Annotated in this window: 16 protein-coding genes; 5 read left to right on the forward strand and 11 right to left on the reverse strand. The window is 65.3% G+C overall.

Annotated elements, in window-relative coordinates; genetic code table 11:
* The first annotated feature begins 9 nt into the window (after window positions 1–9).
* Window positions 10–1,029 (forward strand): HTH-type transcriptional regulator GntR, encoded by a 1,020-nt coding sequence (gene gntR, locus P5703_RS08965; protein ID WP_041755498.1) that lies wholly within the window; start codon window positions 10–12, stop codon window positions 1,027–1,029.
* Window positions 1,030–1,053: 24 nt separating this feature from the next.
* Here the strand turns inward: gntR and P5703_RS08970 are convergent, their stop codons facing one another.
* Window positions 1,054–1,965 (reverse strand): LysR family transcriptional regulator, encoded by a 912-nt coding sequence (locus P5703_RS08970; protein ID WP_011913327.1) that lies wholly within the window; start codon window positions 1,963–1,965, stop codon window positions 1,054–1,056.
* 146 nt (window positions 1,966–2,111) lie between these two features.
* On the opposite strand from P5703_RS08970, the gene P5703_RS08975 reads away from it, so the two are divergent.
* Window positions 2,112–3,338, forward strand: coding sequence for an acyl-CoA dehydrogenase (locus P5703_RS08975; RefSeq protein WP_013982861.1), 1,227 nt, complete (start codon window positions 2,112–2,114; stop codon window positions 3,336–3,338).
* Window positions 3,339–3,429: 91 nt separating this feature from the next.
* Here P5703_RS08975 and xylB read toward each other — a convergent pair whose 3' ends face one another.
* The 10 genes from xylB to xthA form a co-directional block, all read right to left on the reverse strand.
* Window positions 3,430–4,953, reverse strand: a complete 1,524-nt coding sequence (gene xylB, locus P5703_RS08980) for a xylulokinase (RefSeq protein ID WP_125842461.1) — start codon at window positions 4,951–4,953, stop codon at window positions 3,430–3,432.
* Between the two features lie 10 nt (window positions 4,954–4,963).
* Window positions 4,964–6,442: a mannitol dehydrogenase family protein gene (locus tag P5703_RS08985; protein WP_279641489.1), complete on the reverse strand. Its 1,479-nt coding sequence runs from the start codon at window positions 6,440–6,442 to the stop codon at window positions 4,964–4,966.
* 103 nt (window positions 6,443–6,545) lie between these two features.
* Window positions 6,546–7,649: an ABC transporter ATP-binding protein gene (locus P5703_RS08990; RefSeq protein WP_014596752.1), complete on the reverse strand. Its 1,104-nt coding sequence runs from the start codon at window positions 7,647–7,649 to the stop codon at window positions 6,546–6,548.
* A gap of 38 nt (window positions 7,650–7,687) precedes the next feature.
* Window positions 7,688–8,521 carry a carbohydrate ABC transporter permease gene (locus tag P5703_RS08995; RefSeq protein ID WP_011913322.1) on the reverse strand — a complete coding sequence of 278 codons (834 nt, stop codon included), beginning with the start codon at window positions 8,519–8,521 and terminating at the stop codon, window positions 7,688–7,690.
* Window positions 8,522–8,531: 10 nt separating this feature from the next.
* A complete protein-coding gene (locus P5703_RS09000; RefSeq protein ID WP_234492891.1) occupies window positions 8,532–9,476 on the reverse strand; it encodes a carbohydrate ABC transporter permease in 945 nt (314 codons plus the stop codon).
* A gap of 82 nt (window positions 9,477–9,558) precedes the next feature.
* Window positions 9,559–10,866, reverse strand: a complete 1,308-nt coding sequence (locus P5703_RS09005) for an ABC transporter substrate-binding protein (protein ID WP_014596749.1) — start codon at window positions 10,864–10,866, stop codon at window positions 9,559–9,561.
* 296 nt (window positions 10,867–11,162) lie between these two features.
* Window positions 11,163–12,068 (reverse strand): AraC family transcriptional regulator, encoded by a 906-nt coding sequence (locus tag P5703_RS09010; RefSeq protein ID WP_011913319.1) that lies wholly within the window; start codon window positions 12,066–12,068, stop codon window positions 11,163–11,165.
* A 66-nt stretch (window positions 12,069–12,134) separates the two neighbouring features.
* The gene (locus tag P5703_RS09015) at window positions 12,135–13,067 is read right to left on the reverse strand and encodes a carbohydrate kinase family protein (protein ID WP_285586201.1); all 933 of its coding nucleotides are present in this window, start codon (window positions 13,065–13,067) and stop codon (window positions 12,135–12,137) included.
* 96 nt (window positions 13,068–13,163) lie between these two features.
* Complete coding sequence (locus P5703_RS09020; RefSeq protein ID WP_014596747.1) at window positions 13,164–14,537, reverse strand: phosphate ABC transporter substrate-binding/OmpA family protein; 1,374 nt, start codon at window positions 14,535–14,537, stop codon at window positions 13,164–13,166.
* A 91-nt stretch (window positions 14,538–14,628) separates the two neighbouring features.
* Complete coding sequence (xthA, locus tag P5703_RS09025; protein ID WP_013982852.1) at window positions 14,629–15,441, reverse strand: exodeoxyribonuclease III; 813 nt, start codon at window positions 15,439–15,441, stop codon at window positions 14,629–14,631.
* A gap of 220 nt (window positions 15,442–15,661) precedes the next feature.
* On the opposite strand from xthA, the gene P5703_RS09030 reads away from it, so the two are divergent.
* From P5703_RS09030 to P5703_RS09040, 3 genes are all read left to right on the forward strand, one after another.
* Entirely contained in the window at window positions 15,662–16,297 is a 636-nt protein-coding gene (locus P5703_RS09030) for a GNAT family N-acetyltransferase (RefSeq protein ID WP_011913315.1), read from the forward strand.
* A 201-nt stretch (window positions 16,298–16,498) separates the two neighbouring features.
* Window positions 16,499–18,181 carry an autotransporter assembly complex protein TamA gene (locus tag P5703_RS09035; RefSeq protein ID WP_230624853.1) on the forward strand — a complete coding sequence of 561 codons (1,683 nt, stop codon included), beginning with the start codon at window positions 16,499–16,501 and terminating at the stop codon, window positions 18,179–18,181.
* Window positions 18,178–21,858 (forward strand): translocation/assembly module TamB domain-containing protein, encoded by a 3,681-nt coding sequence (locus tag P5703_RS09040; protein WP_502989180.1) that lies wholly within the window; start codon window positions 18,178–18,180, stop codon window positions 21,856–21,858. Before P5703_RS09035 ends, P5703_RS09040 begins: the two co-directional genes overlap by 4 nt.
* Window positions 21,859–21,861 lie beyond the last annotated feature (3 nt).

Consider the following 21,861-nt stretch of genomic DNA (forward strand, 5'->3'; position numbering starts at 1 on the left):
GGATTGCGCATGACCACACGCCGTCGCCGCTCCGCCGAGCGGGTAACCCTGTCCGATGTCGCACGCAACGCCGGCTGCTCGCTGATGTCGGCATCCCGCGCGCTGTCACAACCGGAGCTGGTTTCCGATGCATTGCGTGAGCGTGTCGAGCAGGCGGTCAAGGCACTTGGCTATGTGCCGCACCCCGCGGCGCGCAGCCTGGCCAGTTCGCGCTCCAATCTGGTGGCGGTGATCATCCCCTCGCTGTCCAACGCGGTGTTCGTCGATACCGTCGAGGCCATCCAGCGCGTGCTGATGCCGGCGGGCTACGAAATGATGATTGGCGTCAGCCACTATCGGCCCGAGGAGGATGAACGCCTGCTGCGCGCGTACCTGGCCCATCAGCCGGCCGGACTGCTGCTCACCGGTTTCGAGCGCAGCGAGGCGGCGCGGGCAGTGCTGGCCAGCTACACGGCGCCACGGGTCACGCTGATGGAGCTGAGCGATCAGGCGGACAACTATTGCGTCGGCTTCTCGCAATTGCAGGCCGGCGCGGCGATGACCCGCACGCTGCTCGAGCGCGGCTATCGTCACGTTGCGTTCGCCGCGGCGCAGCTGGACCCGCGCACCCTGCAGCGCGCCGAAGGCTATCGCCAGGCAATGCGCGAGGCCGGGCGTTATGAGCCGACCCTGGAGCTGCTGACGCCGCAGCTGTCATCCATCGGTCTGGGTGCCGAGCTGCTGGATCGGCTGCTGGCGCAGCATCCGCAGATCGACGCGGTGTTCTTCAACAACGACGACCTGGCCCTCGGTGCGCTGTTTCGTGCCCATCAGCTGGGGCTCGAAGTACCGGGGCGGCTGGCGATCGCCGGCTTCAACGACCTGCCGGCGGCGGCCTGGATGCATCCGGCGCTGAGTACCGTACGCACCCGGCGTGGCGAGATCGGCGAACTCGCGGCGCAGATGCTGCTGAGCCTGATGCGAGGTCAGCAGCCTGCCGAGCGCTGTATCGATGTGGGCTTCGAAGTGGTGATGCGCGACAGCGCCTGAGGCGGGCTTTCACCCGCCAGGAAATCAGAGATCCTGCTGCGCGGTGACCTGCTGGGCGATCTCGATCATCTGCTCGCGCATCCAGCGGTTGGCCGGGTCCTGATCGGTGCTTTCATGCCAGTAGATGTGGGTTTCCAGCGGCATGATGTCCACCGGCAGGTCGACCTGGTGCAGGTTGTGCCGCCGGGCGAAACGCTCGGGAACGGTCACCGCCATGTCGGTCTGGTCGATCACCTGGGTCGCCATCAGGTAGTGCTGCGAGCGCAGGGCGATCTTGCGCTGCAGACCCATCTTGCCCAATGCCAGGTCCACCAGACCGAGCCCGCTGCGGCGGCTGGAAATGTGGATGTGCGACAGCGACAGGTATTGCTCCAGGGTGAGCTTGTCCTTGGCCAGCGGGTGGCCGCGGCGCATGGCGCAGATGTAACGGTCTTCCAGCAGCTTGACGTGACGCACCTGCGGGTCGGTGTTGAGTGGCGCGTCCATGGCGAAGTCCAGGCGGCCGGCGGCCAGTTCCTTGGTCGTCTCGCGGCGCTTGGCCAGCATGCTCTCGATCTTCACGTTCGGTGCCAGGCGGCGCAGGCGCTGGAACAGCGGCGGCAGCATCACCGCCTCGGTGAGGTCGGTCATGCTGATGCGGAACGTCTTGTTTGCCTGCGCCGGGCTGAAGGTGCGGCTTTCCTGCACCGATACCCGCAACAGCTGCAGCGCATTGCGCACCGGGCCGATGATGTTCTGCGCCATCGGCGTCGGCACCATGCCCTGGGCGGTGCGCACGAACAGCGGATCGTTGAACGTCTCGCGCAAGCGGGCAAGGGCGTTGGAAACAGCGGGCTGGGTGATGCCGACGATCTGCCCGGCACGGGTCAGGTTGGCCTCGGTGTAGATGGCATCGAAGACGATGAAAAGATTCAGATCGACCTTGTTCAGGTTCATTGTTGTGCTCTCCGGCGTGTATCGGAATTCGCCGATCATATATCGGTGATGAATGTTTATACACGAGGAAAATAGCTTCGATAAATCGCTGGGCCTCCTCTAGCATTCAAAACTACAAAACATTACCTGCCAGAAGGTTGTCGCCCATGAATTTCGCCTACTCCCCGAAGGTTCAAGAGCTGAGAGAGCGCGTGCAAGCGTTCATGGATGCTCATGTCTATCCCGCCGAAAAGGTGTTCTACCAGCAGGTCGCCGAGGGTGACCGCTGGCAGCCGACCGCTATCGTCGAGGAACTCAAGGCCAAGGCCAAGGCGGAGGGGCTGTGGAACCTGTTCCTGCCGGAATCGGAACTGGGCGCCGGCCTGACCAATACCGAATACGCACCGCTGGCGGAAATCATGGGCAGCTCGGGCCTCGGCCCGGAAGCGTTCAACTGCTCGGCGCCGGATACCGGCAACATGGAAGTGCTGGTGCGCTACGGCAGCGAGGCGCAGAAGCGCGAGTGGCTGGAACCGTTGCTGCGCGGCGAAATCCGTTCGGCCTTCGGCATGACCGAGCCCGGCGTGGCTTCGTCCGACGCCACCAACATGGAAGCCCGCGCGGTGCGCGAGGGTGACGAGTGGGTCATCAACGGTCGCAAGTGGTGGACCTCCGGCGCCTGCGACCCGCGCTGCAAGATCATGATCTTCATGGGCCTGACCAACCCGGATGCACCGCGCCACGCCCAGCACTCGATGATTCTGGTGCCTATGGATACTCCCGGCGTGAAGGTGCTGCGCCCGCTGCCGGTGTTCGGCTACGACGACGCCCCGCACGGCCACGCGGAAGTGCTGCTGGAAAACGTGCGGGTGCCGTACGAGAACGTCATCCTCGGTGAAGGCCGCGGCTTCGAGATCGCCCAGGGGCGTCTCGGCCCGGGCCGCATCCACCATTGCATGCGCTCGATCGGTGTCGCGGAACGCGCACTGAAGCTGATGTGCGAACGTGCCGTCAGCCGTACCGCCTTCGGCAAGCCGCTGGCCCGGCTGGGCGCGAACTTCGACCACATCGCCGAGTGCCGCATCGAGATCAACATGGCGCGCCTGCTGACGCTGAACGCGGCGTACATGATGGACACCGTGGGCAACAAGATCGCCGCCAGCGAGATCGCGCAGATCAAAGTGGTCGCACCCAACGTCGCGCTGAAGGTCATCGACCGCGCCATCCAGATCCACGGTGGCGCCGGGGTTTCCGAGGACTTCCCGCTGGCGCACTGGTGGGCGATGCAGCGCACGCTGCGCCTGGCCGATGGCCCGGACGAGGTGCATCGGGTGGCCATTGCCCGTCACGAGCTGGGCAAGTACGTGCCGCGCGAGGCGCTGCGCAGCCGCTGAGGCGTCGTCCCTGGGAAAAGACCAAAGGCAAAGCCACACACTGTGGCTTTGCCTTTTTTATGACCGTTTGCCTGTGACCGAGCGCTGCGCCTCAGGAGGCGACCGGCGTCAGCTCCGGTGGTGTCTGCCCGCCGTAGGTGCTCGCCACCAGCTGCCGATAGCGCCGATAGGCCTGCTCATAGGCCCGGACCGACTCGGTGACTGGCGCGACCGCGGTGTCTTCGTCCAGGCTGACGCAGCGCGAGCAGATGGCTTGGAGGCTGGCTTCGGGATCCTGCTGTTGCGCATGGCACCATGCCGCCTGGATCGCGCCGCCCAGCGCCGCGGCCTCGCTGTGGCGGGTGCAGACCACCGGCGTGGCCATCAGGTCGGCGACGATCTGTCGCCACAGCGGGTTCTTCGCGCCACCACCGATCAGCTGGATCCGCTCGCTGCGAATGCCGCTTTCGCGTAGCAGGTCCAGCCCGTAGCGCAGGCCGAAGGTCACGCCTTCGAGCACGGCGCGGCAGAGGTTGGCGCGGCTCAGGTTTTCGGCGGTCAGGCCGTGCAGGCTGGCGCTGGCCTGGGGCAGGGCGGGGACGCGCTCGCCGTTTAGAAAGGGCAGCATGGTGACACCCTCGCAGCCGATCGGCGCTTGCGCCACCAGCGCGTTGAACGTCTCCAGGTCCAGCTCCAGCAGCCCGCGCATCGCCGCGTTGGCATTGGTCAGGTTCATGGTGCAGATCAGCGGCAGCCAGCCCCCGCTGGACGAGCAGAAGGTAGCCACCGCCGGCTGCGGGCTGATACGGGGTTCGCCGGAAAAGGCGTAGAGCGTGCCGGAGGTGCCCAGGCTCATGGTGATGGCGCCGGGGCGGATATTGCCGGTACCGATGGCGCCCATCATGTTGTCGCCACCGCCGCTCGCCACCATGGCCTGCGGATTGAGCCCCAACCGGGCAGCCAGTTCGGGCCGGATGCGGCCGACCGGCTGGTGGGACTCGATCAGCTCGGGCAGCGCGGCCTCCAGACGACCCTCGGCATCGATATGGCGCAGGATGTCGGGCGCCCATTGCCGCGCGCGCACGTCGAAATAGCCGGTGCCGGAGGCATCGCCGTATTCGCTCGCGCACCGTCCGGTCAGCCAGTAGTTGAGGTAGTCGTGGGGCAGCAGGATATGGGCGATGCGCGCGAACAGCGCGGGGTGCTGCTCCTTCATCCACAGCAGCTTGGAAACCGTGTAGCCCGGCGCGATGACGATACCGAGGCGCTGCAGCGAACCCTGTTCACCGCCCAGCCAGTCGAGCAGGCGCTGATTCTCCGCAGCCGACTCCGTGTCGCACCACAGCTTGGCCGGGCGCAAGACGCGGCCCGCGGCATCGAGCGTGACCAGTCCATGCTGCTGCCCGGAGACACCAATGCCCAGCACGGCGCCGCCGTCGACCCCGGCCTCGGCCAGAGCTGCCGCGGTAGCGCTGGCGAAAGCGGCGGTCCACTGCCCGGTGTCCTGCTCGCGCCGGCCGTTGGGCCCGCTGATCAGATCGTGGCCGGCCGAGCCCTGGCCGAGCACGCGTCCGCTGCTGGCGTCGAGCAACAGCGCCTTGGTGCCCTGGGTACCGCAATCGATCCCGAGAAACATGCCGGGTCCCTCACTGCGTCAGCAACAGATCAAGGGTGCCGCTCACCCCCAGCGTGCGCAGCCGCAGCAGGTTGCGCTCGAAGGCATCGCGGAAGGCGAGCGAACGCGGAATCTGCGTGCCGAAGAATTCCTCGCGCCCCAGCAGGCGTTCGGTGAGATCGTCGTCCTCCGCGACGAGCGACTGGCAGAAATCCGCGCGCGGATCGGGGATGCGGTACCGCTCGCCGTTTTCATCGACGCCCCGCAGATACAGCGCCCAGGCGGCGACCACCAGGGCGGCCCGGTCCAGGGCGGCCTTATCGGCAATCAGGCGGTTGATGGTCGGCACGGTGAACTTGGGAAACTTCGACGAGCCGTCGGAGCACACCCGCTCCAGCTGGTCGGCAATGGCGCAGTTGGAGAAGCGCTCGATCAGGGTCTGCTTGTAGCGGGCGAGATCGATGCCGGGCACGGGAGCTAGTTGCGGAGTGACGTCCTCGTCCATGTAGCGGCGGATGTACTCGGCGAACAGCGGATCGGCCATGGTTTCGTGGACGAAGCGATAACCGCGCAGGAAGCCGAGGTAGGTCAGCGCGAGGTGGCTGCCGTTGAGCAGCTTGATCTTCATCTCCTCATAGGGCGAAACGTCGTCGGTGAACTGCACGCCGACCTTTTCCCAGGCCGGCCGACCGGCGACAAAGCGGTCTTCCAGTACCCATTGCACGAAGGGTTCGCAGACCACCGGCCAGGCGTCATCGAGGCCGTGCTGACGCTTGAGGTCTTGGCGATGCGCCGTGCTGGTCATGGGCGTGATGCGGTCGACCATGGCGTTGGGAAAGCTGACGTTGCGCTCGATCCAGCGGGCCAGGTCGGGGTCGACCAGGCCGGCGAACGCCAGCGTGGCCTTGCGGGTCACGTCGCCGTTGTGGGGGAGGTTGTCGCAGGACATCACCGTGAAGGGCCCGACGCCGTCGCCGCGGCGCTTGGCCAGCGCCGCGCAGAGCAGACCGAACACGCTGACCGGACGGCGCGGGTGCTGCAAGTCGTGTTGAATCTGGGGCAGTTGCGCATTGAACTGGCCGGTGCTGTCGTCCAGGCAATAGCCGCCCTCGGTGATGGTCAGCGAGACGATGCGAATCGCCGGATGGGCCAGGCGAGCAACCACCGCCTCGGAACCATCCTCGTCCACCAGCAGCATGTCGCGAATGCTGCCGATCACCCGGACCTCGGTGTCAGGCCGGTCGTCGAGCTCGACCAGGGTGTAGAGATAGTCCTGCGCGGCCAGCGCGTCGCGCATCGAGCGTTCCTCGGCGCGTGTGCCGATGCCGCAGATGCCCCATTCCAGCCCCTCGCCGGTGTTCATCAGCGCATCGGTGTAGGCCGCCTGGTGGGCGCGGTGAAAGCCGCCCACGCCGATGTGGGCGATGCCGGTGGAGACCTCGGCCAGGCAGTAGTCGGGTCGCGCGATAGGGGCCGGCAGCTGTGGCAGATTCGCTTCTTTCAACTTCATCTCGGGCCTCGCTGGGCTTGAATGTGGAAAAGCCGGGGGCGGGATCGCTGCCTTTACGGGCGCAGCGAGCTGCCGTTGGAAGAGCTGGGCGCGACGTCGGGCGTCAGGCCACCTGCTGGAGCGGCTGGCCGACCGCCTGACCGCTGCTGTCGAAGAGATGGCAATGGGCGGCCTCCAGCGTCAGCGACAGCGACTCGCCGTAGCGCGGGGTGAAGTCGCCACGAATGCGCATGGTCAGCTGCTCGCCGTTGCCGGTGACCACGTGGCAATAGGTGTCGCTGCCCAGCCGTTCACTGACGTCGGCCTTCACGGTCAACTGGCAGTTGCCTTCGCTGCCACGGTTGAGGTGCTCCGGGCGGATGCCGAGGGTGACCGGATCGCCCGCCTTCAGCGTGGCGCCGCTCACCGGCAGGAACAGGCGACAACCGGCGTCGAGCTCGACTTCGCAGCCGCTGGCTTCGACACGGCTTGCGCGGCCGTTGAGAAAGCCCATCTTCGGCGTGCCGAGAAAGCCCGCGACGAAGAGGTTGGCCGGATGGTGATAGAGCTCCATGGGCGAGCCGACCTGCTCGATGCGCCCGCCGTTGAGCACCACCACCTTGTCGGCCAGGGTCATGGCCTCGACCTGATCATGGGTCACGTAGATCATCGTGGCCTGCAGTTCCTGGTGCAGGCGCGAAAGCTCCAGGCGCATCTGTACACGCAGCGCGGCATCAAGGTTGGACAGCGGCTCATCGAAGAGAAACACCTTGGGGTTGCGCACGATGGCGCGGCCGATGGCGACGCGCTGGCGCTGGCCGCCGGAGAGCTGGCGTGGCTTGCGTTCGAGCAGCGGTTCCAGCTCCAGGGTGCGCGCGGCCGCTTCGATCTTGCGGGCAACCTCCTGTTTGTCGGCACCGGCCAGGTCCAGGGCGAAGGACATGTTCTTGCGCACCGTCATGTGCGGGTAGAGCGCATAGGTCTGGAACACCATGGCCAGGTCGCGCTTGGCCGGGCTGACATCGGTGATGTCGCGCCCGTCCAGTTCGATCCGCCCGCTGCTGACCTCCTCGAGCCCCGCGATCAGGCGCAGCAGGGTGGACTTGCCACAGCCGGAGGGGCCGACGAAGACGACGAATTCACGGTCGCGGATGTCCAGGTCGATGCCCTTGATGATCTCGTTGCCGTCGAAGCCTTTCTTCAGGTTGTGGATCTTCAGGTCTGCCATGTTCGAATCCTCAGTTGTTCTTGGTTGTCAGGCGGCGCTCATTTCACGGCGCCGAACGACAGGCCGCGCACCAGCTGCTTCTGGCTGATCCAGCCGAAGATCAGGATGGGGGCGCAGGCGAGGGTGGAGACGGCCGAGAGCTTGGCCCAGAACAGGCCTTCGGGGCTGGAGTAGGAGGCGATCAGCGCGGTCAGCGGCGCGGCGTTGGACGAGGTCAGGTTCAGCGACCAGAAGGCTTCGTTCCAGCACAGGATCAGCGACAGCAACATGGTCGAGGCGAGCCCGCCCTTGCTGATCGGCAGGAGCACGCGAAGCATCTCCTGCAGCAGCGTGGCACCGTCCATGCGGGCCGCTTCGAGGATGTCGCGGGGGATGTCCTTGAAGTAGGTGTAGATCATCCACACGAGGATCGGCAGGTTGATCAGCGTGTAGATGATGATCAGCACCGCGCGGCTGTCGAGCAGGCCGAACTGCTTGGCCAAGAGGTAGATCGGCACCAGCACGCCCACCGGCGGCAGCATCTTGGTCGAGAGCATCCAGAGCAGCGTGCCCTTGGTGCGCTTGGTCTCGTAGAAGGCCATCGAATACGCGGCGGGAATGGCGATCAGCATGCCCAGCGCGGTCGCGCCGAAGGAAATGGTCACCGAGTTCCAGGCGTACTTGAAGTAGCCGCTGCGGTCCTGGATGTGCAGGTAGTTTTCCAGCGTCGGCGTGAAGATGAACTGCGGCGGCGTGGCGAAGGCGTCGATCTCGGTCTTCAGGCTGGTCAGCAGCATCCAGAAGATCGGGAAGAACAGCAGCAGCGCCACGGCCCAGGCGAACAGCCCGACCACCAGGGTGTTGAGGCGGCGACTTTGTTTGAGCGTCAGCATCGGTCTGTCCTCAATATTTCTCGGTGAGATTCTTGCCGAGCATCCGCACCAGAATGATCGCCGCGATGTTGGCGATCACCACCGCGATCAGGCCGCCGGCCGAGGCCATGCCGACATCGAACTGCAGCAGCGCCTGGTTGTAGATCAGGTACGCGAGGTTGGTGGATGCGTAGCCGGGACCACCGCTGGTGGTGGTGAAGATCTCAGCGAATACCGAAAGCAGGAAGATGGTCTCGATCATCACCACCACGGCAATGGGCCGGGCCAGGTGGGGTAAGGTCAGGTGCCAGAAGATCGCGATGGGGCCGGCACCATCGAGGCGGGCGGCTTCCTTCTGTTCCTGATCGAGGGACTGCATGGCTGTCATCAGGATCAGCATCGCGAAGGGCAGCCACTGCCAGGCCACGATGATCACGATGGACGCCAGCGGATGCTGTGCGAGCCAGTCCACCGGCTGTGCGCCGAAGAACTTCCACACCGCCGCGAGAATGCCCGAGACCGGGTGATAGATGAGGTTCTTCCAGACCAGGGCGCTCACGGTCGGCATGATGAAGAACGGCGATATCAGCAGCACGCGGACGATCCCGCGCCCCGCGAAGTCCGCCGCCTCCAGCAATGCGGAGATGAGCACGCCGAGTACCACGCTGATCAGCAGCACGCTGCCGACCAGGATCAGGGTGTTGGTCATGCCCGGGATGAAGCCGGCATCGGTCAGGAAGTAGTGGAAGTTTTCCAGCCCGACGAATTCCTTTTCGCCCGGATAGAGCAGGTTGTAGCGCACGAGCGAGAAGTACAGGGTCATCGCCAGTGGTATCAGCATCCACAGCAGCAACAGCGCGACCGAAGGGCTGACCAGGAACCAGCTCGGGGCCAACCGCGGCCGGCGGCGCTCGGCAGGTTGTGGTGATGCGTTGCTCGCAGGGGCCTTGGGCAAGGCAGTCGTGGTGGTCGCCATGATGATGCTCCGGCTGAAGAGGGGCCGATGAGGGCTCGCGGAGCCCTCGCGGGTTTACGCCTTCACGGGACGTGCGCCTGGTCTACTTGGGATAACCGGCGCGTTTCATTTCGCGGGTGGTCGACTGCTGCACCGCGGTAAGCATCTGCTCGACCGGCATTTGCCCGGTCAGCGCGGCGGAGAACATCTTGCCGACCTGGGTACCGATGGCCTGGAACTCAGGGATGGTGACCAGCTGGATACCGACGTAGGGCACCGGCTTGGCCGATGGTGAGGCGGGATCGGCCTGCTTGAGTGACTCCAGGGTGATCTCCGCGAACGGCGCGGCCGCCATGTATTGCTCGTTGTAGGTGGACTCGCGCGTGCCCGGCGGCACGTTGGCGACGCCATCGGTCTCGGCGACGAGCTTGGCGTAGTCCTTGGAAGTCGCCCAGGCGGTGAAGGTCTTGGCGGCGTCCTTCTGCTGGGAGCTGGTCGGGATCGCCAGTGCCCAGGAGTACAGCCAGGCCGAGCCCTTGTCGGTGGTCTCCTGCGGTGCGAAGGTGAAACCGACCTTGTCGGCGACCTTGCTCTGCGATTCATCGGTCACGAAGGAGCCGGCAACGGTAGCATCGACCCACATGGCGCATTTGCCGCTGTTGAACAGCGCCAGGTTTTCGTTGAAGCCATTGCTGGAGGCACCGGGCGGGCCGTATTGGCTGAGCAGGTCGACATAGAACCTGGCCGCCTTGGTCCATTCGGGGCCGTCGAATTCGGGTTGCCACTTCTCGTCGAACCAGCGCGCGCCGAAGGCGTTGGCGACGGTGGTGACCAGCGCCATGTTCTCGCCCCAGCCGGCCTTGCCGCGCAGGCAGATGCCGTACTGGTCCTCGCCAGGCTTGTGCAGCTTCTCGGCGAACTCGGCCATCTGGGTCCAGGTGGGGTGTTCGGGCATCTGCAGGCCGGCCTGTTCGAACAGGTCGGTGCGGTAGTAGGTCATCGAGCTTTCGGCATAGAAGGGCAGCGCGTAGAGGGTGCCATCGACCGAAAGGCCTTCGCGAACCGAGGGGAATACGTCGTCCAGGTCGTAGTCGTCAGGGAGGTCGGTCATCGGAGCGAGCCAACCCTTGTCGCCCCACAGCGAGGCTTCGTACATACCGATGGTCAGCACGTCGAACTGCCCACCGTTCGTGGCGATGTCGGTGGTCAGGCGCTGACGCAGGACGTTTTCCTCCAGCACCACCCAGTTGAGCTTGATGTCGGGGTGCTGTCGTTCGAAGGTCTTGGAGAGGCGCTGCATGCGGATCATGTCCGCGTTGTTGACGGTGGCGACGGTGAGGGTTTCGGCGGCCTGGGCCATGCCGAGCGAGGCGATGCAGGCGGTGCCGAGCAGCAAGTGGAATGCTTTCATTCGTGGACTCCCCTCCAGGCCGGAACCTGAAGCAGCTATTGTTTTTGTTGTTGCCCGCGTACTGGGCTACGAGCGTCTCGTGGGCATTACAGCGCCCGAAGTGGCAGCGCGACAAAGCCGTGACTGCACTTCTACCGATACGTTTTTGCACTCCTTGGACTGAGGTCGACCGCCCACGGTGCCGCTACCCAGACGCCTTCAAGAGGCTCAAGAACAAGGCTTTTCCATGACCTTAGAGAGGTGTGCGGAGCAACGGACGAGGAAGAGGGCGTCGAATTCGGCTGGCCGGAAGCGTATCAGCCGGCCAGGTTCTGTTCGGTCAGCCGTTGTTCGACCAGGCGGCGATAGCAGGACGGCGTCATGCCCTTGAGCTGCTGAAAGCGGCGATTGAAATTGGACAGGTTGTTGAAGCCCGACTCGAAGCAGACGTCGGTAACCGGCTTGTCCTGATCGAGCAACAGCTCGCAGGACTTGCTGATGCGCAGGCTGTTGACGAACTCGACATAGCAGCGGCCGGTGGCGCGCTTGAAGAAGCGCGAGAAGTAGGTGGGTTTCATCCCGAGATGGCTGGCGACTTCTTCCAGCGGCAGTTCACGCATGTAGTGCTCGAAGATGTAGTTGACCGCCATGTTGGTGCGGTCGGCATGGTGTTCGTCGCTCAGCTGTGCCGAGGTGGCGCCGGAGAGCAGCTGGTAGTCGTCGCACCGCGCCAGCAGCTCGAGCATGATCAGAAAGTAGCCGAGGCGGGTGGCGCCGCGGCTGTCGGCGATCCGCTGCATCAGCTCGCCGGCCTGGTCGATGGTGCTGGGGCATCGAAATTCGATGCCGTAACGCGAGCGTTCGAGCATCGGCGTGAAACTGCGCAGCTCGGAGAACACGCTGTGGCCGGCCTCCAGCATTTCGTCGGTGAAGTTGACCAGCATGTCGCGCTTGGCCACGACTTCGCCTTCCTCGACCTGGCTGATCCAGTTGTGCGGCAGATGCGGACCGGTGAGAAACAGGCTGTTCGGCCCGAAATTGCCCACGTAGTCGCCGACGAAAACCTTGCCCGAGCTGGCGACGATCAGATGCAGTTCGTATTCCTTGTGGTTGTGCCAGCGCACCAGAGGGCAGGGGAAACCGTGCTCGCGGTAGATCAGTGAGTTGCCATGGTGATCGTCCATGAGTTCGTAGGACGGGTCGGAGATCTTCAACGCTCTCATGCAGGGTCCGTTGTCGAGAAAGGCATCGAAGCGTTATAGCCGCTCTGGCGGCGATGGCAAAATCGCTCAGGCAATTTCGTATCGGTAAGGCAGCTCCGGACCACGTCTGGAACAGGTGATGGCTGCCGCCTTGCTGGCGAATTCGAGCATGGCCTGCAGCTGTGCCGGCGACATCTGTGCGAGCCCCGCTGGGGTATCCAGCCGTTGTTTGGTCAGGTAGGCCAGCAGGGCGGCCTGGAACGTGTCGCCAGCGCCTACGCTGTCGCACACCGTCACTGGTTGCGCAGCGATAGCGAGCTGGCCGTGCTGCCGGCTGAACAGCTGCGCGCCATCGCGACCCCGGGTGATCACCACCAGCTCGGCGTGGTTGCCCAGCCAGCGCTCGGCAATGCCATGTGGTTCGACGCCCGGGTAAAGCAGGCGCAGATCCTCGTCACTGACCTTGATCAGATGGGCCTGCTCGGCGAAGGCCTCGACCCGCTCGCGCCAGCGGGCAAGATCAGGCTCGACGTTGAGCCGCACGTTCGGGTCGAGGGAAATCAGGCGTTGTGCCTGTTCACGGCGCAGCAGTTCCAGCAGCGTCTCGGCGATGGGCGAGGCCACCAGCGAGTAGGAACCGAAGTGGATGCCGCGGACCCTGTCGGGCAGCGGCCGCAACTGCTCGGGCTGCAGCAGACGGTCGGCGCAGCCGTCACCGCGAAAGCTGTAGACCGGCGCGCCATCGTTGCCCAGCGCAACCATCGCCAGCGTGGTCGGGGCATCGAAGATCACCAGCTGCCCGGTATCGACGCCTTCCTTCTGCAGCAGACCGAGCAGGCGCTGGCCAAAGTGATCGTTGGACAATCCGCCGAGCAGCGCCGCCTTGACACCCAGTCGCGCCAGGCCGACCGCCACGTTATACGGCGAACCACCGGCCACCGCTTCCAGATTCAGGCGATTGCCGCTGGCGCCCGGGCCCGTGAACACATCGAAAAGCGCTTCACCACAGACGAGGTACATGAAGGATTCCTGCTGCTGGAAATCCGCCGAGCTTAAACGCGGCGCCGGCACCGAGACAGTACGCCGGTGGCCGGTCGCCGATACGATCTTGCACTGCTAGTAGACCCAGACTTCCACCCGGCGGTTCTTCACCCGGCCGCTTCCCGCATCGTTGGAGGCAACTGGAAGTTCGGAGCCCATCCCATTGATTTCCTTGAGAAACACTCCTCGTTTGTTGAGTTCGCGGCGCACCGTCATGGCGCGCAGCTTGGACAGCAGTGCCGCGCGTGCCGGATCGCCCGTCGCATCGCCGAAGCCCACCAAGGCCGCGCTGTCGGTGAGTTTGCCGTTATCGCGCAGGTACTCGACGACCCGCTCGAGGTCACGCTGCGCCTTGTTGTCCAGCTGGGCGCTGCCTTCCTCGAAGCGGAAGTTGACCGTCAGGCGCTGGGCTTCGCTCGCCAGCTGTTGATAGAAGGCGGGCATGTCGGCAAGGGCGGTTTGCCGAATCGCCTCGACATGCTGGGCGACGTAGCCGGATCGCTCGACGATGGTCTGGCCGGCCTTGCTATGGATGAACTCGATGTAGGCCTCGGTCCAGGGCGACTGTTTGCGCGGATGGGCATAGAGGAACAGCCGGCGCGACAACGGGTAGTCCTCGGTCGCGACCAGGGCGCGGGAGGGCAGCATCGGCTGCGAGTCGCCATCGGCGATGGCCAGTGCCTTGGCCTTGCCCAGCGAGGCCAGGCCGGTGAAGCCGATGGCACCTGCATCCAGGGTGACCGCGCGGGACAGCTCGTCGTTGGATTCATAGCGGCGGGCGTCGCTCCAGAGCGACTTGCCCTGACGCGCCAATACCAGCTCGTTGAAGGTGTCGTAGGTACCGGAACGGTCATCGCGCGCGTGCAGCCGCACCGGCAGGTCCTGTCCGCCGAGCTCGCGCCAGTTGCGGATTTCGCCAGCGAACAGCCGGGCCAGTTGCGTGGTGGTCAATGAATCGACGGGGTTGCCCGGATGCACGACGATGGCCAGGCCATCGATGGCAATCACCTGTTCCGCCTTGGCGCTTCGCATGTCCCCCAGCTCGGCCAGCTCGGCGCGCTCGCTGGTTTTGATCGGCCTGGACGCTGCTGCGAGATCACCCTGACCATTCTTAAGCCCAGCGAAGCCGGTACCGGTGCCATGCGCGGCCACCGTGGCGATGACCGCTTTGCCCTGAGGCGTGCGAGCGCTGACCCGCTGCTCGTTCTCGACCTCGGTCGGCCGAATGCTGATGTCCTGAAAGCCCTCGGCTTCGAACAGCCCGGCGATGAGCATGGGGGCCAGCTTGGCGCCAACGGTGTTGGAGCCGTGGATGCGCAGTACCGCGGACCCGTCTGCCGGGATCGGCAGTGCGGCGAGGGCGCCGGTCGAACTGCTGGCTGCCACCGCCAGCAGCAGAGGAGAGAAAAGCCGAATCCAGAACCGTCCAGCAGCGAAACATGGCGCCATCGTGCGACCTCCTTGTTGAAGGCCGCGAGATTAAGACGATCCGGTTACCGAAAGATGACAGACGGCGCGCCCGGCGTGGTATCGATGGCGTTCAACGCAGCTCGATCCAGACCGGACAGTGGTCGGACGGCTTCTCCATCGCGCGGATATCGTAGTCCACGCCGCAATCGGTCACCCGTTCATGCAGCGCATGGGTGGTGAGGATGTAGTCGATGCGCAGGCCGCGACGCGGCTCGTCCTCGAAGCCACGGCTGCGATAATCGAACCAGCTGAAGCGATCGACCACCTCCGGATTGAGGGTGCGGAAGCTGTCCTGCAGGCCCCAGCCTTTGATCCGCTCCAGCCACTCGCGCTCCTCCGGCAGGAAGCTGCACTTGCCGGTGCGCAGCCAGCGCTTGGCATTCACCTCGCCGATGCCGATGTCGCAATCCTGCGGCGAGATATTGAAGTCACCCATCAGCGCCAGCGATTCGTCCGGACTGAAACGCTGTTCGAGCAGGGCCTGCAGATCGGCATAGAACTTGGTCTTGGCGGGAAACTTCACCGGATGGGCGCGGCTTTCGCCCTGGGGGAAGTAGCCGTTCATGACGGTGACCGGTTGGCCGTTTGCATCGGCGAAACGGCCCCAGATGAAACGCTTCTGCGACTCCTCGCCGTCGCTGGGAAAGCCCTTGTGAACTTCCAGCGGCGCCTGGCGCGAGAGCAGGGCGACCCCGTAGTGACCTTTCTGTCCGTGATAGTGGACGTGATAGCCGAGGGCCTCGATCTCCGCCTGCGGGAACTGCTCGTCGGCCACCTTGGTTTCCTGCAGGCCGATGACGTCCGGCTGATGCTTCTCGATGATCGCAGAAAGCTGGTGAGGTCTGGCTCGTAATCCGTTGATGTTGAAAGAAACGATTTTCATGAGAGTTCCATGGAAGAGGACGCTGTCGGCGCCGCGTATCAACCGCGCGCACTGTAACTGATGGACTTGAAGGGCTGATTCTAGAGACACCACGTGACGGGTACAAAGGCACCGTCATGGCGATTGTCGTGCCGCGCACCGCTGGTCATCCGTCGACATGGCGGGCCGCGCGAAGCGCTGCTAAGTTGCAATCATCCATCATAAAAAGCCGAGAGTCGTCATGCCGATGTCCGCCGAGGTTCGCACGCTCGACAGTGGTTACGACCGCGAAACCCGTTCGCTGCTGTATCACGCTTACCGCCACGAACCGACCTTTGCCTATCTCTTCGAGGCCGACCGCCCGGGCTATCAGCAGCGGGTCCGCGCCACGGTGCGTGAACTGGTGAACCAGCATTTCCTGCAACAGCAACCGGCGCTGGGGCTGTTGCTGAACGACCGGCTGATCGCCGTTGCGCTGATCGCGCCGCCGCAGCGTCGGCTGGACATTACCGAGAGCTGGGCCTGGCGGGCACGGATGCTGCTGACTGCCGGTTTTCGCTGCACGCGGCGCTACCTGGATTACCACGCCGCGGTGCTCGCCTGCCTGCCCAGCGGTGCCGTGCACCTGCTGCCGTTGCTTGGCGTGCACCCGCAGTTCCAGGGCCAGCATTATGGCGAGCAGTTGCTGGAAGCAGTGCATGAGTGGTGCGCCGAGGACGAAACCTCCCAGGGCCTGGTCATCGACACCGGCAACCCGCGCTACCTGAACTTCTATCAACGGCAAGGCTACGAAGAAATCGGCCAGGTGGCAGTAGGGCCGGTCGTCGAACACGTCTTCTTCCATCCGGCGCCCCGGCGGATGGAAGCGGCACGCTAGGTGTGGGCGAATTTTATCCGGCCGGGTCAGTCTGATTGGACTGAAGTCTCGCGATGTCAGCCGATGCCCGTCCCCCCGCAAGATCGCCTTACACACCCTCTGGCCCGCGTGCTCGGGCATGCCAGACAGCCCGTGCTAGCATTGCGCGCCATGCGTAAAACGAACCGAGTCGGCCTGCTGGTAGCCGCAATCGCGATCCTGATGTTGAGCGGCGTCCAGGCCGGCGCGGCCGAGCTGGACGTACGGGTCGAGCCGGAAAACCGCGCGTTGCGGGAGAATATCGAAAACTACATCGGCGACCTGGGCGATCGGGATGCGCGCGAGCTGCTGCGCTACAGCCGGGTGGCGCAGCGTCAGGCTGAGAAAGCGCTGCAGGCGCTTGGCTATTACCGCAGCCGCATCCGCACCGATGTGCGCGAGGGCGAGGAACCGACCCTGGTGCTGCGAGTGCGGACCGGCGAACCGGTGCGCTTGCGCAACATCACCGTGCGCCTGGAAGGGCCAGCGGCCGAGTTTTCGGGCTTTCGCGTCGCCCAGCGCAGCCTGCGCCAGGGTGACGTACTCAATCATGGTCGCTACGAGGACGTGAAGCAGCAGTTCCTCAACCAGGCCTCGCGCTACGGCTATTTCGACGGACGCTTCACCCGCCAGCGCCTGGCGGTCGACCCCCGGGAGAACACCGCCGATGTCGAGCTGGTATTCGACAGCGGGCCGCGTTATCGCCTCGGCGACGTGCGCTTCGAGGGCGATGCGCCATTCGATGACGACCTGCTCTCGCGCATGGTGCCGTTCAAGGCCGATACGCCCTATGACTCCGAGCTGATCGCCGAACTCAGCCAAGCGCTGCAGTCCAGCGGCTACTTCGAGGGCGTGCGGGTCGATGCCAACCCCGCCAGCGCCAGTGAGCAGCGCATTCCCGTCGCCGTTGCCCTGACCACCCGCAAGCCGCGCACCTTTGGCCTCGGCCTTGGCTATTCCACCGACGTCGGGCCGCGCATCCGCCTGAACTGGACGCGCCACTGGGTCAACCCGCAAGGGCACAGCTATGGCGCGGAAACCGAACTCTCCGCACCGCGGCAGAACGTCGGGCTCTGGTACGACATTCCGCTCGATCCGCCGCTGACCGACAAGCTGCGCTTCGTCGGTGGTTACCAGTACGAGGAGATTGCCGGCACCGACACGCTGAGCCGTCTGCTCAAGGTCGGCCCGGAATGGCACAGCCGTCTGCCCAGTGGCTGGTTACGGGTGCTCTCGCTGAAATGGCAGCACGAGGAATACCGTCTCGGCGACGATTCAGGGCTGAGCACGCTGCTGATGCCCGGCGTCGCCTACAGCTACCTGCGTAGCGACAACCGCATCGATCCCAGCCAGGGCTACCGCCTGCAGTTCGAAGTGGCGGCGGCCAAGGACGGCGTGTTTTCCGATGCAGACCTGATCCACGCCAATGTGCTGCTGCGCGGGCTGACCACCCTGGGGCAGCGCCATCGTTTCCTCGGTCGGGTGCAACTGGGCGGCAACTGGACGGATGAATACGTCAACGTGCCGCCATCGCTGCGCTATTTCGCCGGTGGCGATCAGAGCGTGCGTGGCTACGACTATCAGAGCCTGTCGCCGACCAACTCCGATGGCGACAAGATCGGCGGTCGCTATCAGTTCGCTGTCAGCGCCGAGTATCAGTATTCCATCGCCGAGAAATGGCGGATCGCGACCTTCGTCGATCAGGGCAACGCATTCAATTCGCTGGAGATCCCGACCCTGAAGAGCGCAGTTGGTGTCGGCGTGCGCTGGGTCTCGCCGGTCGGGCCGATTCGCGTCGACCTGGCCCACCCGCTGGATAGCGAGGGTGGCGTGCGGCTGCACTTCTCCATGGGGCCGGAACTGTGAGGCGGCTGTTGTGGGGCGTTGGCTTGACGCTGCTGGCCTTGCTGCTGCTGGTTATGATCGGCCTCGGCACGCTGCTGGGCACCACGAGCGGTAGTCGTTGGCTGTTGGCGCAAGTGCCTGGGCTCAACGTGGAAGCGTTCGAAGGCCGGCTCGGCCAGCGCTGGCAAGCCGAGCGCCTGGTCTGGACGCAGGGCGAGGATCGCGTCGAGGTGCAACAACCGCGTCTGGCCTGGTCACCGGCGTGCCTGCTCAAACGCACTCTGTGCATCGAAGAGCTGGTTACCGGGGATATCGAACTCAGTTTCGCCCCATCCGAGCCTGACCCGAACGCCGAGCCGTTCAGCCTGCCGGAGCTGAAGCTGCCGTTGGCGCTGCAGGTCGAGCGTATCGAAATCGGTCGGCTGACGCTCAACGAAAGCGAACAGCTGCGTCGTCTGCACGTGCAGGCCGACTGGCGCGCGGACGGGTTGGACATCCACCGTCTGGAGCTGCGCCGGGACGACCTCGACCTGGTGCTCGACGGCCGTCTGCAGCCCATTGGTGCATGGCCGCTGCAGCTGCAAGGGCAGGCCGCACTGCGCTCGCCGGACGAGCAGCCGTGGGCCCTGCAGATTGCCGTCGAGGGTGATCTGCGCGAGCAGGTGCGGCTCGAGGTCGAAAGTCAGGGTTACCTCGACGGCATGCTAAGCGGTCATGTCCGTGCGCTGGACGAGCAGCTGCCGGCGACCATCAGGCTCACCGCCGACGGCTTCAAGGCCGTGCCCGATCTGCCCGAAACCCTGCGTGTGCGTGAGCTGGAGCTCACTGCCAGCGGCAACATGGGAGACGGCTACCGCCTGCTCGGTACTGGTCGCCTGCCGGGTGAGGGTGGCGCCGTGCGCCTGGCGCTCGAAGGCGTGGTCAATCCGAGCGGCGCGCAGATCTCCGTGCTCGAACTGGATGCCGGCCAACAGCGCCGGGTGCGCCTGAGCGGCGACGTCGCCTGGCAGGACGGCCTGGCCGCCAACGCCGAGCTGGCGTGGCGCGACTTTCCCTGGCGCCGGCTCTACCCCGAGCTCGAGGAGCCGCCTGTGACGCTGCGCGAACTCAACGCGCAGGTCCAGTACGACAACGGTAACTACCTCGGCAACTTCGACTCGTCTATCACCGGACCGGCCGGGGATTTCACGCTGGCGAGTCCGGTCAGCGGCAATCTCGAAGCCGTGCATCTACCGCAGCTGTCGCTGCGGGCCGGGCAGGGCAGCGCCAGCGGTTCGCTGAGCGTCGGTTTCGCGGACGGCATCGACTGGAGGGCCGACCTGGCGCTGAGCGATCTCGATCCCGCCTACTGGCTGGCGGAGCTGCCGGGCAGGCTCGGTGGCACGTTGCGCTCCAGCGGCGCGCTGCGCGACGAACTTCTGCAGGCCGAGGCCCAGCTGGACATCGCTGGCCGGCTGCGTGGGCAGGCCACCAGCCTGCAGTTACAGGCCGACGGACAGGACGAAAGCTGGAACCTGCCCAGCATCGATCTGCGCATGGGAGACAACCGTGTGCATGGCAGCGGCCGCTGGGCGCAGACGCTGGACGGGCAACTGCAGCTGGAGCTGAGCCGGTTGGCGCAGCTCTGGCCTGATCTGCACGGCCAGCTCGCCGGCGAGGTCAGGCTCGGTGGAACCGCGGATGCACCGAGTGGCACCCTCGCACTCGACGGTCGCAACCTTGGCTATCAGGACAACCGGGCGCGGCGCCTGAGCGTCCAGGGCGAGTTGTCCGAAGGCGAGCGTGGCCGCCTGACCTTGAGTGCGGAACGCATCCGCGCCGGCGAAACCGACCTGGGAACCCTGCAGCTGAATGGCCAGGGCACCGCCGCGCAGCACCAGGTCGAGCTGGAACTGCAGGGGCCACTGCTCGACCTGTTGCTGGCCTTCGACGGTGGTCTGCGCGGCGATGACTGGATCGGCCGGCTCACCCGCGGTGAGCTCAGCGCGCAGCAACAGAACTGGGCCCTACAACGCCCGGCGTCGTTGCAGCGCCTGGCCGATGGCCGTCTCGATCTCGGCGCGCACTGCTGGCTTTCCGGTCCCGCCAGCCTTTGCGCCGAAGATCAGCGGCTGATGCCTGATCCGCGGATCCGCTATCGGCTGCGCGACTTCGCCCTGCAATCCCTGGCCGACTACCTGCCCGAGGATTTCGCCTGGCAGGGTGAGCTGAACGCGGACATCGAACTGGATCTGCCTGCGGCAGGGCCCAACGGGCAGGTGCAGGTCGACGCCGGCCCCGGCGTGTTGCGTATCCGCGATGCGGATCAGTGGCACGACTTTCCCTACCAGACCCTGGCGCTCAATAGCCGCCTGCGGCCTGAACGGGTCGACAGCGAGCTGCGCTTTGCCGGTGGCGAACTGGGCGACCTGGACGTGCAGCTGCGTATCGACCCGCGTCCCGAAGCCAAGCCGATCGACGGCGAGTTCCGCCTCAGCGGTCTCGATCTCGCAGTGGCACGACCCTTCGTGCCGATGGTGGAGCGCCTGCGCGGCGAGTTGAATGGCAGTGGCCAGCTCGCCGGCAGCCTGCAGCAACCCACCCTGAACGGCCAATTGCTGCTGACCGGCGGCGAAATCGCCGGCAGCGAACTGCCTACCACCTTCGAGGATCTGCGGGTACGCCTGCTAATCGAGGGCGAGCGACTGAGCATCGATGGCGGCTGGCGTGCCGGCGAGCAGGGGCGCGGCAGCCTCAGCGGTACGCTGGATTGGCAGGACGAGCTGGACCTGGACCTGGCCATCAAGGGCGGCCGCCTGCCGGTGGTGGTCGAGCCCTACGCGGATCTCGAGGTCGAGCCGGATCTGCGCATCGTGCTGAGTGGCCAGCAGCTGGCGGTCAGCGGTCGGGTCGAGGTGCCACGGGGCGCGATCACCGTGCGTGAACTGCCTCCGGCGACGGTGAAGGTCTCAGAGGACACCGTGATCGTCGGCCGGGAAGCCGAGGAGGAGGCCACGCCACTGGCGGTGAAGATGGATATCGATGTGGAGGTCGGCCAGGACCGCCTGCGCTTCTCCGGCTTCGGCCTGACCGCCGACCTTGCCGGTTACCTGCATATCGGCGACAACCTGGATGCCCGTGGCGAGCTGCAGCTGAAGAACGGCCGCTATCGCGCCTATGGCCAGCGGCTGACCATCCGCCGGGCCGAGCTGCTGTTCACCGGCCTGATCAGCCAGCCGTTCCTCAATATCGAGGCGATCCGCCGGATCGAGGCGGAGAACGTCGTTGCCGGTCTGCGCATCACCGGCAGCGCCGAGCAACCGCGTATCGATGTGTTCTCCGAACCCGCCATGAGTCAGGAACAGGCGTTGGCCTATCTCGTCCTGGGTCGGCCATTGGGCGCCGATTCCGGCGATAACAATCTGCTGGCCCAGGCCGCGCTCGGGCTCGGCCTGGCTGGCAGTTCATCGATCACCGGCGGACTCGCGCAGCGGCTCGGCATCCAGGACTTCCAGCTCGACACAGAGGGAACGGGCGCCGGCACCAGTGTGGTCGCCACCGGACGGCTTACCGAACGGCTGGCGTTGCGCTACGGCGTGGGCGTGTTCGAACCGACCAACACCATTGCCCTGCGTTATCAGCTGACCCGACGTATCTTTCTCGAAGCGGCCAGCGGCCTGGCCAGTTCGCTCGACGTCTTCTATCGCCGCGATTTCTGACCG

This window comes from Stutzerimonas sp. FeSN7 (genome assembly GCF_030263795.1).
GTDB lineage: Bacteria > Pseudomonadota > Gammaproteobacteria > Pseudomonadales > Pseudomonadaceae > Stutzerimonas > Stutzerimonas stutzeri.

Coding starts and splice junctions, on each gene's coding strand:
- gntR (WP_041755498.1), top strand. CDS start 10: ATGACCACACGCCGTCGCCGCTCCGCCGAGCGGGTAACCCTGTCCGAT.
- P5703_RS08970 (WP_011913327.1), bottom strand. CDS start 1,965: ATGAACCTGAACAAGGTCGATCTGAATCTTTTCATCGTCTTCGATGCC.
- P5703_RS08975 (WP_013982861.1), top strand. CDS start 2,112: ATGAATTTCGCCTACTCCCCGAAGGTTCAAGAGCTGAGAGAGCGCGTG.
- xylB (WP_125842461.1), bottom strand. CDS start 4,953: ATGTTTCTCGGGATCGATTGCGGTACCCAGGGCACCAAGGCGCTGTTG.
- P5703_RS08985 (WP_279641489.1), bottom strand. CDS start 6,442: ATGAAGTTGAAAGAAGCGAATCTGCCACAGCTGCCGGCCCCTATCGCG.
- P5703_RS08990 (WP_014596752.1), bottom strand. CDS start 7,649: ATGGCAGACCTGAAGATCCACAACCTGAAGAAAGGCTTCGACGGCAAC.
- P5703_RS08995 (WP_011913322.1), bottom strand. CDS start 8,521: ATGCTGACGCTCAAACAAAGTCGCCGCCTCAACACCCTGGTGGTCGGG.
- P5703_RS09000 (WP_234492891.1), bottom strand. CDS start 9,476: ATGGCGACCACCACGACTGCCTTGCCCAAGGCCCCTGCGAGCAACGCA.
- P5703_RS09005 (WP_014596749.1), bottom strand. CDS start 10,866: ATGAAAGCATTCCACTTGCTGCTCGGCACCGCCTGCATCGCCTCGCTC.
- P5703_RS09010 (WP_011913319.1), bottom strand. CDS start 12,068: ATGAGAGCGTTGAAGATCTCCGACCCGTCCTACGAACTCATGGACGAT.
- P5703_RS09015 (WP_285586201.1), bottom strand. CDS start 13,067: ATGTACCTCGTCTGTGGTGAAGCGCTTTTCGATGTGTTCACGGGCCCG.
- P5703_RS09020 (WP_014596747.1), bottom strand. CDS start 14,537: ATGGCGCCATGTTTCGCTGCTGGACGGTTCTGGATTCGGCTTTTCTCT.
- xthA (WP_013982852.1), bottom strand. CDS start 15,441: ATGAAAATCGTTTCTTTCAACATCAACGGATTACGAGCCAGACCTCAC.
- P5703_RS09030 (WP_011913315.1), top strand. CDS start 15,662: ATGCCGATGTCCGCCGAGGTTCGCACGCTCGACAGTGGTTACGACCGC.
- P5703_RS09035 (WP_230624853.1), top strand. CDS start 16,499: ATGTTGAGCGGCGTCCAGGCCGGCGCGGCCGAGCTGGACGTACGGGTC.